At 65.9% G+C, this 13310-nt stretch carries 15 protein-coding genes; 9 read left to right on the plus strand and 6 right to left on the minus strand.

Features of this window, described 5'->3' with window-relative positions; translation table 11 throughout:
• Positions 1-108: 108 nt before the first annotated feature.
• The 4 genes from K7711_RS05330 to K7711_RS05345 are packed head-to-tail and all read right to left on the minus strand — an operon-like array spanning position 109 to position 3138.
• Positions 109-822 (minus strand): ESX secretion-associated protein EspG, encoded by a 714-nt coding sequence (locus tag K7711_RS05330; protein ID WP_222965325.1) that lies wholly within the window; start codon positions 820-822, stop codon positions 109-111.
• On the minus strand, positions 819-2138 hold the full coding sequence (locus K7711_RS05335) for a hypothetical protein (protein ID WP_222965327.1): 1320 nt from the start codon (positions 2136-2138) through the stop codon (positions 819-821). The genes K7711_RS05330 and K7711_RS05335 overlap by 4 nt, the downstream gene beginning before the upstream one ends.
• Positions 2139-2140: 2 nt before the next feature.
• Entirely contained in the window at positions 2141-2761 is a 621-nt protein-coding gene (locus tag K7711_RS05340) for a DUF3558 family protein (RefSeq protein WP_222965329.1), read from the minus strand.
• Positions 2758-3138, minus strand: coding sequence for a hypothetical protein (locus tag K7711_RS05345; RefSeq protein ID WP_222965331.1), 381 nt, complete (start codon positions 3136-3138; stop codon positions 2758-2760). The genes K7711_RS05340 and K7711_RS05345 overlap by 4 nt, the downstream gene beginning before the upstream one ends.
• 427 nt (positions 3139-3565) lie before the next feature.
• Between K7711_RS05345 and K7711_RS05350 the strand changes: the two genes are divergently transcribed.
• The 8 genes from K7711_RS05350 to K7711_RS05385 all read left to right on the plus strand — a co-directional run bounded on the left by K7711_RS05350 (position 3566) and on the right by K7711_RS05385 (position 11184).
• Positions 3566-4318, plus strand: a complete 753-nt coding sequence (locus K7711_RS05350; protein WP_222965333.1) for an SDR family oxidoreductase — start codon at positions 3566-3568, stop codon at positions 4316-4318.
• The gene (locus K7711_RS05355) at positions 4315-5196 is read left to right on the plus strand and encodes an NAD(P)-dependent oxidoreductase (RefSeq protein WP_222965335.1); all 882 of its coding nucleotides are present in this window, start codon (positions 4315-4317) and stop codon (positions 5194-5196) included. Before K7711_RS05350 ends, K7711_RS05355 begins: the two co-directional genes overlap by 4 nt.
• A gap of 70 nt (positions 5197-5266) precedes the next feature.
• Positions 5267-5668, plus strand: coding sequence for a carboxymuconolactone decarboxylase family protein (locus tag K7711_RS05360; RefSeq protein WP_040817701.1), 402 nt, complete (start codon positions 5267-5269; stop codon positions 5666-5668).
• Positions 5669-5765: 97 nt separating this feature from the next.
• Positions 5766-7244, plus strand: coding sequence for an FAD-dependent oxidoreductase (locus K7711_RS05365; RefSeq protein ID WP_222965337.1), 1479 nt, complete (start codon positions 5766-5768; stop codon positions 7242-7244).
• Positions 7245-7259: 15 nt separating this feature from the next.
• A complete protein-coding gene (locus K7711_RS05370; protein ID WP_067885603.1) occupies positions 7260-8120 on the plus strand; it encodes an LLM class F420-dependent oxidoreductase in 861 nt (286 codons plus the stop codon).
• A gap of 36 nt (positions 8121-8156) precedes the next feature.
• Entirely contained in the window at positions 8157-9392 is a 1236-nt protein-coding gene (locus tag K7711_RS05375) for a glycosyltransferase family 4 protein (RefSeq protein WP_222965339.1), read from the plus strand.
• Positions 9393-10124: a class I SAM-dependent methyltransferase gene (locus K7711_RS05380; protein WP_222965341.1), complete on the plus strand. Its 732-nt coding sequence runs from the start codon at positions 9393-9395 to the stop codon at positions 10122-10124.
• A complete protein-coding gene (locus K7711_RS05385) occupies positions 10111-11184 on the plus strand; it encodes a glucosidase family protein (RefSeq protein WP_222965343.1) in 1074 nt (357 codons plus the stop codon). Before K7711_RS05380 ends, K7711_RS05385 begins: the two co-directional genes overlap by 14 nt.
• Before the next feature lie 124 nt (positions 11185-11308).
• Here the strand turns inward: K7711_RS05385 and K7711_RS05390 are convergent, their stop codons facing one another.
• Positions 11309-11977 carry a class I SAM-dependent methyltransferase gene (locus K7711_RS05390; RefSeq protein WP_222965345.1) on the minus strand — a complete coding sequence of 223 codons (669 nt, stop codon included), beginning with the start codon at positions 11975-11977 and terminating at the stop codon, positions 11309-11311.
• A gap of 126 nt (positions 11978-12103) precedes the next feature.
• On the opposite strand from K7711_RS05390, the gene K7711_RS05395 reads away from it, so the two are divergent.
• Positions 12104-12667, plus strand: coding sequence for a TetR/AcrR family transcriptional regulator (locus K7711_RS05395; RefSeq protein ID WP_222966714.1), 564 nt, complete (start codon positions 12104-12106; stop codon positions 12665-12667).
• Between the two features lie 103 nt (positions 12668-12770).
• On the opposite strand, the gene K7711_RS05400 is transcribed toward K7711_RS05395, so the two are convergent.
• The gene (locus tag K7711_RS05400; protein WP_222965346.1) at positions 12771-13232 is read right to left on the minus strand and encodes a DUF6194 family protein; all 462 of its coding nucleotides are present in this window, start codon (positions 13230-13232) and stop codon (positions 12771-12773) included.
• Positions 13233-13310: the final 78 nt, after the last annotated feature.

Here is a 13310-nt window from a genome sequence, read left to right on the forward strand (position 1 = left end):
TCCGGGGTGCGCCGCATCTTTCGATGATGTCAGATGCGCACCGTCGAGGACACCTGAGCGGCTGACATTCACAGGCTTTCGCGGAGACGGCGCGACAGGTTACGACGGTCAGTCGCGCCAGCTCAACGCCATTCGTGCCACCTCGTGGGCGACCATCTGGCGCGAGCACGGTTCGACGTGGAAGTCGTTGTACTGCTCGCGGAACGTGTAGCAACCGTCGCTGTCCACGTCGACCCAGCTGAAGTACTGCGGCGGGAATGGACGACGGTCGCGCCGGGCGGCGCGGACCTCGATGTGGCCCCAGCCTGCGCGGCGGACCGTGAGGAGGTTGCGCATTCGCTGGGCGGTGTTCTCCTTGGTGCCGGTCCAGGATTCCAGGCTCACCTCGATGCGGTCCACCGACTCGACGAGCGCGGGGCCGGTGCCTGCGGGAACGGAGCCGACGACTGCGGCGAACACGTTCGAAACCACTGCTGGAGAACCGATTTCGATGACGACGTTGCCGCCGAAGTCGTTGGTCTGGCCCGGGCGCTGGAACAGGGTGACGCCGATGTTGCCGTCGATCGCCCCGTAGACGCGCAATCGATGGCGGCGCTTGCCCAGCAGTGCCGCCGAGACCTCCGGATCCGCCGCGACGCGCAGTGCGGCCGACAGGTCCGGATCACCGCCGGCGGGAAGCCGCGCCCGCAGTTCCTCGGCGGCCTTCGCCGCTTCGCTCTGCCATTGCACCGACGAGATCAGGCGCAGCGGAAAGGGATACCGATCCTTGTCGGTCTCCCGCCACAGATGCATGAACTCATCGGGAGTGAACTCCCACTTCACCGATAATTGCCCTCACCATTGTCCCGCTGCGTCTGCGCCGCAGGGAAATCCGCACCGAGCGCACCGCCCGACGCGGGATCGAGCCGGCCGATCAGTTCTTCCTCGCGATCCATGATCAGATAGTCCGGGGTCTTGTGTTCGCGCTCTTCGTCTTCCGACTTGCGCGCCCCGGCGCCACCCATCCCCGGCATACCCGAGGTTCCGGAGCTGGTCGTCTTCGCGGCACCGTTCGTCGAAGCCGCTGCCGCAGCGGAATTCCCGTTGCCGGTGCCCGGAATGCTCTGTCCCGCACCACCGGAACCACCGCTGGTCGTCCCACTGTCCAGGCCGCCGAGGCCACCGGCACCGCCGCCCGCGCCACCGTTGTATCCGGCGGTCCCGGTCGAGGTCGACGGGTTGGAACTCGACGAATCCGCCGACTGCGGCGAGGTATTCGAATTCGACGTGCCCTGGTTCGCTGAACTCGGGGACTGTTGCGAGGACTGATCCGAATTCGACGGATCCTTCTGCTGCGAGTTGTTCGGGTTCTGGGAGTTGTCCTTGGTGTTGTCGTTCTTGGCGTTGCCCGGGCTGGTGTTCGACGGGCCGGTGTTCGCGTTCGGATTGGTACTGCCGCCGGGCTTGTCGACCGAGACGAATGTCGGGATACCGGTGCCTGCCGGGCCGAATGTCGGGTCGTAGTTGTTCTTCATCGCCGCGATCGCGGTCTGGTGAAGATTCTCCTCGGAGCGGCCCGAGTTCATCACGCTGCTCGCTGCGGTTACGCCGATCAGAGCGCCGACTTCGGCAGCGTCGGGTGATGTAGGGGTTGGTACGGCCGCGGCATTGTTCGGAGGTGGGACCGACAACTTCACGGCTTCGGCCCCATCAGCGACCGATCGAATCCGCGCAGCTACTGCGGTGACCACGTCCTGCAACTGCGTCATCTGCTGGAAGAACTTCTGCGCGGAATCCGCTGCAGCATTCGCGATCTGCCCTTTGGCCCCTTCGGCAAGGGCGTTCTGAACCGCAAGATTCGATCCGAACAGACCACCACCGAGGCTGCTTGCAATATTATTCCACGACGTCGCGTACATCTGTATAGAACCAGGTTTCATGGCCTGAACACCAGTATAGATATCCTGATGAGACTTTCCATCCCAGTTTTCCAGGTCAGGTATGTACGGACTGTCCGTATCCGAGTACGAGAGTTGCTTTTCCAAACTCTGAGCGCCGGCTCTAGACGTCGTCGCATCTCCCATGACTGTGACAGCCTTGGGATCCTGAGGAAACATCATCGGCAGAGGATTCTGCGAATTGCCGTCGGAGTTGGCCATGCTCAGTTACCCTTCCCGATCTCAGGCTCGATGAGCGTTGCGATATTCAACATGCCGTCACATGAAGATGACGGATTCACATTCGACTTGTCTGTGGGGTCAGTGAAAATCTGCACAAACCCCGCCTTGGTCCTGAGGTCGATTTCACAGGCTCCAGCAAATGTTTTGTCATCAACCCATATGGCCTGCCTACCATTTACGGTCGTAGCACGGGTGTGCGATGCATGCTTCTGCAGATCTTGATCCCAAGGAACATTTGAGGAATTTATCGTAAGAGTTTTCATCTCCGATTTGAATGCGCATGTCAAAAACGTCTGCTCAGCAACCATGTCTTGCAATCTGTGACGCGATGCCGGATCGAATCCTGCTTTTTGGATGGTCTGGTCGCCGATCCACGTGCAGGGATCGAAGACAACCTCGGGAAGCCCCTCCGAGTACTGATTATCCTTCTGCGAGGGAGGCTGAATATTCGACGCCATGAGTGTTGGCCGCACCGACGCAGTAGCAGCAACCGAAGATGTCGGCGACGCACTGTCATTCGAACTGTCGCCACCGTTCGACGAGCAAGCGACTACGGTTGTGAGCGCGGCTGCACCGATGCAAGCCCAAACGGACACCTTCACTTGCCAACTCCATCCGTCGCAATTTTGATTGCTTGCTGATGCAGTTCATCTGCCGCTTGAACCTGCTTAGCGGCCATCAGATGTGCTGCAGCCAATTGAAGAGCGGCCTCTTTGGCGTTTTCCAACACCTTGACCAAATCAGCAGCTTTGGCCTCGAATCCAGACTTGAGTTGATCCGATGAATGGAAGGTGCCGAACCCATCCATACGGTTGAGGTTCCTCGCCAGCTCTATCTGAGGGTCAATAGTATTCGTGACCAGCCGCTGATACGCCTCGGCGCACTTCCTCGCGACCCCCTCCTCCATCGTGAACGTCCCCGCAGCAGCCTGCTGATACAAACTGTTGGCCGTGGACACCCCCGCGTCCATCTCCCCCATCGCGCCCCTCCTCAGAGTCCCTTCTGGATCATCGCACTCTGGACGACCCTACTTCACGGGCCATCCAATCGCTGGAGTCCATCGCTCCCCCAATCCCTCCCCAACCATGTTCACCACCCGGGATACCCCGAACACCAGCCCCGACCCGCACTCCCACCCAACCAAACTGCAACAGGTTCTTGCGCTGGCAGCGACTTCGACCATATAGTCCGTACACGTGTCCAGACAGCATGGGAGCTACCGGTGAGCGAGCGAACGACGCAGGTGTGCGTCCGACGTCGCACGGCACCGGCGAGGGGGCGACGTGCGCGGACAGGCGCCCGCGCGCCCGTGAGTTCCAGGCGCCGGATTCGAGGAATGTCCGCCGAGCACCACTGATCGCGACCGCCGAACAAGCCGAACAATCTGTCGCAGAGGAGTTTTCACCATGGCCCGTTTCACCGGACGATCCGCGATCGTCACCGGCGCCGCCCAGGGTATCGGCGCCGTCTATGCCAAGGCGCTGGCCGCCGAGGGTGCGAAGGTCGTCGTCGCGGACCTGAACGCGGACAAGGGCGAGGAGGTCGCCAAGCAGATCGTCGCCGACGGCGGCACCGCCGTGTTCCACAGCGTCGACGTCTCCGATCCGGAGTCGACCACCGCACTGGCCGAATTCACCGTGGCCGAATTCGGCGGCATCGACCACCTGGTCAACAACGCCGCCATCTACGGCGATATGAAGCTCGACCTGCTGCTGACCGTCCCGTGGGACTACTACAAGAAGTTCATGAGCGTGAACTTCGACGGCGCGCTGAACATGACGCGCGCGGTGTGGCAGCCGATGTCCAAGGACGGGGGCGGCTCGATCGTCAACCAGTCCTCCACCGCCGCCTGGCTGTACTCCGGCTTCTACGGCCTGGCGAAGGTCGGGGTCAACGGCCTGACCCAGCAGCTGGCCACCGAACTCGGCGGCTCCAAGATCCGGATCAACGCCATCGCCCCCGGCCCGATCGACACCGAGGCCACCAAGACCGTCACCCCGGGCAATATGGTCAAGGACATGGTGAACCGACTTCCCTTGAAGCGCATGGGAACTCCGGAGGACCTGGTCGGCGCGTGCCTGTACCTGCTCTCGGACGAGGCGAGCTGGGTGACCGGCCACATCCTGAACGTCGACGGCGGACAGATCATCCGCTCATGACCGGGAACGACACCCCTGTCGGGTTCATCGGCCTGGGCAATATCGGCGCGCCGATGGCGAAGCGCCTGCTGGATCGGCCCGGCGGACTCGTGGTCTGCGATATGCGGGCCGAGGCGGTCGAGAAGTTCGTGGCGCGCGGCGCGAAAGCCGCGGCCACGGCCGCCGAGGTCGCCGAACAGGCCGCGGTCATCTCGATCGTGGTCGTCAACGATGAGCAGGTGCGCTCGGTGGTCTCCGGGCCGGACGGCATCCTGAGCACCGCCCGGCCCGGCACCGTGGTCGCCGTGCACTCCACCATCAGCGACGAGACCGCCGTCCAGCTGGCCGAGGAATGTGCTTCGCGCGGTGTGGAATTCGTCGACGCCCCGATCAGCGGCGGCGCGGGCGGAGCCAAGGAGGGCAACCTCGCGATCATGGTCGGCGGCACCGAGGCCGCGTACGAGAAGGTCCGCGAACCCTTCGGCCACTTCGCCGGACTGGTCGTGCACGCCGGCGATGTCGGCGCGGGCACGCGAATGAAGTTGGCGCGCAACCTGTTGCACTTCGTCTCCTTCACCGCCGCGGCGGAGGCGCAGCGCCTCGCCGAGGCCGCGGGCCTGGACATCACCGAGCTGGGCAAGGTGGTCCGGCACTCCGACGCCATCACCGGCGGCGCGGGCGCGATCATGTTGCGCGACACCACCGCACCGGTCGCGGAAGACGACTTCTGGCATTCGATCCTGACCCACGTCCGGGGCCTGGGCGAGAAGGATCTCGCCTTGGCCCTGGCGGTCGGCGATCGGCTCGAGGTTCCACTACCGTTCGCCCGACTGGCCCTGCAGGGCCTGGGCACCGGCCTGGGCGTGGGCCCCGGCGACATCGCGAAGGAGCAGGCATGAGCGGTCAGGGCCGTAGGCGGCAGCGAAGCGTCACCACGCAGGCCCTCGCTCATGCCGGAAGGGAAACAGCATGAGCGAGGAGACCGCCGCCGAACGTCGCGCCCGCGGCTTGGCGAAGATGTCCGAGGTGTACGGCTGGGACTTCGCCGACGGCCCCGGCGAGCACTTCGCCGTCACGGCGGATCACCTGTTCGCCGATATCTGGTCCCGCCCCGAACTGAGCATCCGGGATCGCCGGCTGCTGCTGCTCGGCGCGCTCACCGCGCAGGGCCTGTTCGACGTCGCCGAGATCCAGATCGGCTCGGCCCTGGGCAACGGGGAACTCACCCCGGCGCAACTGCGGGAGATCTCACTGTTCCTGTGCCACTACGTAGGCTGGCCTGCGGGAACCAGTTTAGACAGTGTGGTGGGCAAGGTGGTGGCGCGGCACGAGAAGCAGGCCGCGCGCGCCGCGGAGAATCCCACGGAGTGAGCCCGTGGCCGGTGATTCCGGTCCACACGCAGCAGGATTGAACCGCCCGGATCAACCGCCCGGTACCGGCGAAATGAACCAGACAGGAATTGCACTCATGTCCGAAACCACCACCGTACGACCGCAGCGCGCGAACGCGATCACCGAATGGGATTTCGAGGCCGACGTGGTGATCGCCGGATACGGCGTCGCGGGTGCTTGCGCGGCCATCGAGGCCAAGCGGGCCGGCGCCGACGTGCTGGTGCTCGAGCGCACCGGCGGCTGGGGCGGCGCGGCCTCGATGTCGGGCGGATTCATCTACCTCGGCGGCGGCACCGCACTGCAGAAGGCGCTGGGCTTCGAGGACACCCCGGAGAACATGGAGAAGTTCATGACCGCGGCCCTGGGGCCCGGCGTGGACGCCGCGAAGATCCACGACTACTGCCATGGCAGTGTCGAACACTTCGATTGGCTTGTCGCCCAAGGCGTTCCGTTCAAGGAGGAGTTCTGGGGCGAGCCCGGCTGGGAGCCCGCGCACGACGAGGGACTGATGTACTCCGGCGGGGAGAACTCCGCGCCGTTCAAGGACATCGCCACCCCCGCGCCGCGCGGTCACCTGCCGCAGATGGAGAACAAGCGGATCGGCGAGAAGGGCGGCGGCTACATGCTGATGAAGCCGCTGATCGACACCGCCGAAAGTCTCGGTGTGCGTGCGGAATACGACATCCGCATTCAGCGGCTGATCGTGGACGAGGACGACCGCGTCGTCGGCGTGGTCGCCAAGCGTTACGGCGATCTCGTGCACGTGCGCGCCCGCCGCGGCGTGGTCCTGGCGACCGGCAGCTTCGCCTACAACCAGGAGATGATCGAGGCCTACGTGCCGCGGCTGCTCAACCGCCCCGCCGCCTCGATCGAGGAGCACGACGGCATCGGCATCCGGGTCGCGCAGGCCCTGGGCGCGCAGGTCGCGCACATGGACGCGGCCGAGGTGGCGTTCTTCGTGGATCCGCAGATGGTGGCCCGGGGCATCATGGTCAACGCCCGCGGCCAGCGCTACATCACCGAGGACACCTACTGCGGCCGGGTCGGCCAGGCCACCCTGAACCAGCAGGACAACAAGGCCTACCTGATCATGGACGAGCAGGCGCTCGAGGCCGCGCTCGCCACCGAGAGCTCGGTGACCTTCTTCCGGCAGCCGCCCAAGTGGGCCGCGGAAACCGTGGCCGAACTCGAATCCGACATGGGCCTGCCCGAGGGCACCCTGCAGACCACCGTCGAGGTCTACAACAATCACGCGGCGCAGGGTTCGGATCCGTTGCTGGACAAGAAGACCGAGTGGGTCAAGCCGATCGGCACGCCGCTGGCCGGTTTCGACCTGCGCGAACACACCGGCGGGTTCACGCTCGGCGGTCTGAAGACCGATCTGGATTCGCGAGTACTGCACGTGTCCGGGGATCCGATCGCCGGACTGTACGCGGCGGGCCGATGCACCTCCGGCGTCTGCACCGGCGGTTACGCCAGCGGCACCTCCCTCGGTGACGGCAGCTTCTACGGACGTCGCGCGGGTAAGGCCGCCGCGGCTGCCACCCAAGACTGAAAGGAGTACGGGCCCATGCGTTTCGGCATCGTCCTGTTCACCAGCGATCGCAACATCAGCCCGGCCGCGGCCGCGAAGGGCGCGGAGGATCGTGGATTCGCCTCGTTCTTCGTGCCCGAGCACACCCACATTCCGGTGAAACGTGAAGCGGCACACCCGACCACGGGCGATGCCAGCCTGCCCGACGACCGCTACACGCGCACCCTGGACCCGTGGGTGGCGCTGGGCACGGCCGCCGCGGTCACCGAACGCATCGAATTGTCCACGGCGGTAGCGCTTCCCACCGAGCACGATCCGATCACCCTGGCCAAGACCATCGCCACGCTCGATCACCTGTCGGGCGGACGGGTCAGCCTCGGCGCCGGATTCGGTTGGAACACCGACGAACTCGCCGATCACGGCATTCCGGGAGCCAAGCGGCGCACGGCGCTGCGCGAGTACATCGAGGCGATGCGGGCGCTGTGGACCGAGGAAGAAGCCTCCTACGACGGTGAATTCGTCAAGTTCGGGCCCAGCTGGGCCTGGCCCAAGCCGACGCAGGACAAGATCGACGTGCTGATCGGCACCGCGGGCACCGAGAAGGGTTTCCGCTGGATCGCCCGCTCGGCCGACGGCTGGATCACCACCCCGTACGAGCAGGACCTACTGCTCGAGCGGCTGCAGCTGCTGCGCAAGGTGTGGCAGGAGGCCGAGCGCACCGACACCCCGCGCGTGGTCGCGCTGGCGGGCAAACCCGATCCGGCGCAGCTGACGGCCTGGGCCGAGGCCGGGGTCACCGATGTACTGTTCGGCCTGCCGGACAAGCCCGAGGCCGATGTGCTGGCCTACCTGGACCGGCTGTCTGCCAAACTGGCGCCACTGGGTCTACCGGCCTGACATCCCCGCCCGATCGCTCGAGAGTGAGACCTTAGCGTGCGCATCGCCCTGCTGTCCTACCGCAGCAAGACCCACTGTGGGGGACAGGGGGTGTACGTGCGGTACCTGAGTTCGGGTCTGGCCGAACTGGGCCACGAGGTCGAGGTCTTCTCCGGGCAGCCCTATCCCGAACTGCTCGATCCGCGGGTGCGCCTGACCGAGGTGCCCAGCCTGGATCTGTACCGTGACGACGATCCGTTCCGCACGCCGCGTCCGAGCGAGATCCGCGATCGGATCGATCTGCTCGAACTGGGCACCATGTGGACCGCGGGTTTCCCGGAACCACGCACGTTCAGCATCCGTGCCGCACAGCTGTTGCGAACGCGTGCAGCGGATTTCGATGTCGTGCACGACAATCAGTGCCTGGGTTCGGGGCTGCTGGACATCGCCCGGCAGCTGCCGGTGGTGGCCACCATCCACCACCCCATCACCCGGGACCGCGCGGTGGATCTGGCCGCCGCCCCCTGGCGGCGCAAGCTGTTCGTGCAGCGCTGGTACGGATTCCTGGGCATGCAGCAGCGGGTGGCCCGCAAGATTCCGGATCTGATCACCGTCTCCTCGTCCTCGGCCACCGATATCGCCGACGATTTCGGGGTCGCGCCCGGCCAGCTGCGCGTGGTGCCGCTCGGTGTGGACACCGAACTGTTCCGCCCGCGCGAGGGCCGCATCCCGGGCCGCATCGTCGCGGTCGCCAGCGCGGACAAGCCGCTCAAGGGCATATCCCATCTGTTGCAGGCGGTTTCGCGGTTGCGCCTCGGACACGATGTGGAACTACGGCTCGTCGCCAAGCTGGATCCCGACGGCCCCACCGAGAAATTGATCGCCGAACTGGGCCTGGCCGACGTCGTCACCGTCAGCAGCGGACTGTCCGACACCGAACTCGCCGAACTGCTCAGTTCCGCCGAGATCTCCTGCATCCCTTCGATGTACGAGGGTTTCTCGCTGCCCGCCGTGGAGGCCATGGCCAGTGGCACACCGCTGGTCGCCAGCCGGGCAGGCGCCCTGCCCGAAGTGGTGGCAGACTGTGCCGAACTCGTCGAACCGGGCAATGTCGACGAATTGACCAGGGCCATCGGCGGTCTGCTGGATTCGCGCCGCCGACTGGACGAACTGGGCGCCGCCGGGCGACGCCGGGCACTGTCGGTATACAGCTGGGAAGCCGTTGCCGCACAGACTGTTTCGGTGTACGAGCAGGCCATCGCGAGATACCGCACAGACGAGGAGAGCAGCTAGATGTTGACCGTCGATTTCGACCGGCTGGGCGTCGGACCGGGCACCCGGGTCATCGATGTGGGCGCGGGCCTGGGGCGGCATTCCTTCGAGGCGTATCGCCGCGGCGCGGATGTCGTCGCGTTCGACCAGAATGCCGACGATCTGGCCCAGGTCAAGGTCATGTTCGGCGCGATGGCCGAGGCGGGCGAGGCGCCCGAGCACGCACGTGCGGAGGCGGTGCAGGGTGATGCGCTGGCACTGCCGTACGAGGACGGCGAATTCGACGTCGTGATCGCCTCGGAGATCCTCGAGCACATCCCGTCGGACGAGCGGGCCATCGCCGAACTGGTGCGGATACTCGCACCCGGTGGCGCGCTGGTGGTGACGGTGCCGCGCTGGCTGCCCGAGCGGATCTGCTGGCTGTTCTCGGACGAGTACCACGCCAACGAGGGCGGGCACGTGCGGATCTACCGCGCCGACGAGTTGCGGCGCAAGATCGCCGGTCTCGGAATGCGATTCATCCACAGCGCGCACGCGCACGCGCTGCATTCGCCGTACTGGTGGCTCAAGTGCCTGGCCGGGGTATCCAACGAGAAGCACTGGGCGGTCGCCTCCTATCACCGAATGCTGGTGTGGGACATGATGAAACGACCGTGGCTGACCCGGACCGCGGAATCCGCGCTGGATCCGCTGATCGGCAAGAGCGTAGCGCTGTACTTCACCAAACCGGCGGTGCGGCGTGGCGGCTTCTGAGCTGCCGTCGATCGCCGGCGTGCTGACCGCCGACCAGATTCGACGAACCGCGCAATCCATTGCAGCACAACAGGAATCCGATGGGGCGTTGCCCTGGTTCACCGGCGGGCACACCGATCCGTGGGACCATCTGGAGAACGCCATGGCGCTCACGTCGGCGGGGCTGCTGGACGCCGCCCGCGCCGGCTACGCCTGGTCCGAGCGCACCCAACGTCCGGATGGCAGTTGGCCCAGCGAGTTTCGCGCCGGGGTCGTGGTTACCGAGGACGCCGACACCAACTTCTGCGCCTACATCGCCACCGGGGTCTGGCATTACGTCTGCAGTACCGGGGATCGCGGATTCGGGGCCCGGATGTGGCCGACGGTGCGCGCGGCCATCGATTACGTCATCTCACTCCAGCAGGGTCGCAACGGCGAGATCTACTGGCTGCGCGGACCGCAGGGCGTGGTGCCCGAGGCGCTGCTGACCGGCTGCGCGAGCATGTTCCACAGCATTCGCTGCGCGCTGTCGCTGGCCGAGTCGCTGGGGATCTCGCAGCCCGAATGGGAGGTCGCGGCGCTGCGGCTCGGGCATGCCATCCGGCATCATCCCGAGGCGTTCGGCGAGAAGGACCGGTATTCGATGGACTGGTACTACCCGGTCCTGTGCGGCGCCTACGACGACGCCGACGCGATGGTCCGCATCGATTCGCGCTGGGACGATTTCGTGGTCGGCGACCTGGGCATCCGCTGCGTGGCGGATCGGCCCTGGGTGACCGGCGCGGAGACCTGCGAGCTGGTGCTGGCGCTGGACCGGCTCGGTGATCGCGACCGCGCCCTCCGGTTGCTCGCGGCCATGCAGCATCTGCGCGAGCAGGACGGATCCTATTGGACCGGACTGGTTTTCGCGGACGGTAAACGCTGGCCCGAGGAGCGCACCACCTGGACCGGGGCGGCGATGATCCTGGCCGCCGACGCGCTGTCCCGCACGACGTCCGGTAACGGGATCTTCCGCGAACTGGCCGCTCCGATCGATATCACCGACGGATTCGCCTGCGACTGTGTGGCTTCGCGCCACTGAGCAACGAGTTCACGCTGCCCGGACGGTGATACGCACCGCCGGGCGCCGAGTTCGCGCCGCCGAACCAGGGCCGCGCGAGCGAGCCAGGAGTCCGCGCCGCTGAGTTGCGGCGCGGACCACGCCGCTAGTTGCGGCCGCCGCAACCGGTGTCGCGCTCCAGGATTCGCAGTGATCCGGTGGCCGACACCTCGCGGAACTTCCCGCCGTCCAACGCTTTTCGATAGATGTTGTACGGAGCGCGACCGCCGTCGGCCGGATCCGGGAAGACGTCGTGGATCGCCAGCGCGCCGCCCGCGGCGACCCAGTGTGCCCAGTTGCCGTAATCGCGCTGGGCGGCTTCCTCGGTGTGCCCGCCGTCGATGAACAGCAGCCGGATCGGGGTGCGCCACATCTTCGCGACCGTGACCGAGGAGCCCAGCACGCCCACGACCGTATCGGTGAGCCCGGCGCGCACGATCGCGCGGCGGAATTCGGTGACGGTGTCGAATTTCCCGGTTTCCGGATCGACCAGTGAGCTGTCGTGATATTCCCAGCCCGGCTGGTGTTCTTCCGAACCCTGGTGGTGATCGATCGTATAAACGGTCGCGCCGGTTTCCCGCGCGGCAGCGCCGAGATAGATCGACGACTTTCCGCAATAGGTACCGATTTCGGCGATAATTCCGTCACCGGCGTAGCGACGCGCGGCCTCGTACAGCGCGCGCCCCTCTTCGGGCGGCATGAAACCGGTTGTTTGCTCGGCAATGTCGAACAATCGCGTCGTATCCGTAGAAATCACCGAATCGGCACGAGTCATCAGCGGAGAACCTTTCTGTCGGCAAGCCGGCGTGCAGATTGCCGCGGCGGTGCGAGTTGCCCTCGAAGCGGCACCATAGTAGCATCCGGACACGTGTCCGATCCCCTTTCCGCAGAGCCGCCCGCGGTGAATATGGAGGCTACCCGCCGCCGTCTCACCGAGAAACAGGCCGACACCGTCGACCGGCTGACCAAGGCCGCGCTGGAGGTGCTCTCACGCGAGGGTTTCGCCGGTCTGACCGTGCGTATGGTCGCGGCCACCGCGGGCGTCGGCACGGCCACCGCCTACACGTACTTCTCCTCCAAGGAGCATCTGGTCGCCGAGGTGTTCTGGCGTCGCCTGGCCGCGACCCAGCCGCCCCTGGCCGATCTCACCGATCCGATCCGGCGCGTGGTCGCGGTCCTGCGTCAGATCGCCATGCTCGTCGCCGACGAACCGGCCCTCGCGGGCGCGGTGACCAGCGCCCTGCTCGGCACCGATCCGGATGTCTCGCATCTGCGCACCCGAATCGGCACCGAAATTCGCAAACGGCTCCTCGAGGCTCTGGGCCCCGACGCCGACCTCGATATCGTGGAAACCCTGGAATTGCTCTACGCGGGCGCATTGGTCCGCGCGGGCGTCGGCTACGCCTCCTACGCCGAAATCGCCGACCGTCTCGAGAAATCCGCTCTCCAGGTCCTCACCGACTGAGGTTCCGCGCCCGAGAATTCACCGGGAAATTCACCGGACGAGCTCGCTCGGCCCATTCCGGTCGAGCCGAATCCGACCGTGGTCCCGATTCCTGCTCCGAAACTCATCGGTCCCGTTCGTGATGCGCGCGGGCGCGCGCATGGGCGGTGCGCAGCAGATCGCGAGTCGCCGCATCGGACCGGGTTCCCGGATTCACCACCGCGAGCCAGCCCGCCGAGCCGTACACCGGATGCGGCAGCACGGTGTCTTCGAGGCTGTGATCGGTTGGCACATCACCGATCTCGCGCGGGGTCCGACCGACCCGGCGGATGAACTCCGCGCGCCCGGCGGCGATGTTCACCCGGAACGCGCCCGGCCGATCCAGGTGCGACGCCTCGTCACCCGGATAGTTCTTGGTGACGATCGTCGCGAAGGGCTGCGCCGAACTCGGCGTACTGCCGTCGCCCGTGTAGTAGAAGAACGTATCCCCCCAGCTGATCTCGGGTGAGCCGTCGCCCGGACCGGGGCGCATGATCAGCACGTTGTCGAGGCCGCCGAGGAATTCGATGATGCCATCCGGAGTCATACCTTTGACCCTGCCATTGAGGTTCCCAGTGAGGATTCGGCGCTAGATACCCAGGAAAAACAACCCTGAAAGATCAAA

Origin of the sequence: Nocardia coffeae (genome assembly GCF_019890715.1) — a bacterium.
In the GTDB taxonomy this organism is placed as follows: domain Bacteria; phylum Actinomycetota; class Actinomycetes; order Mycobacteriales; family Mycobacteriaceae; genus Nocardia; species Nocardia jiangxiensis.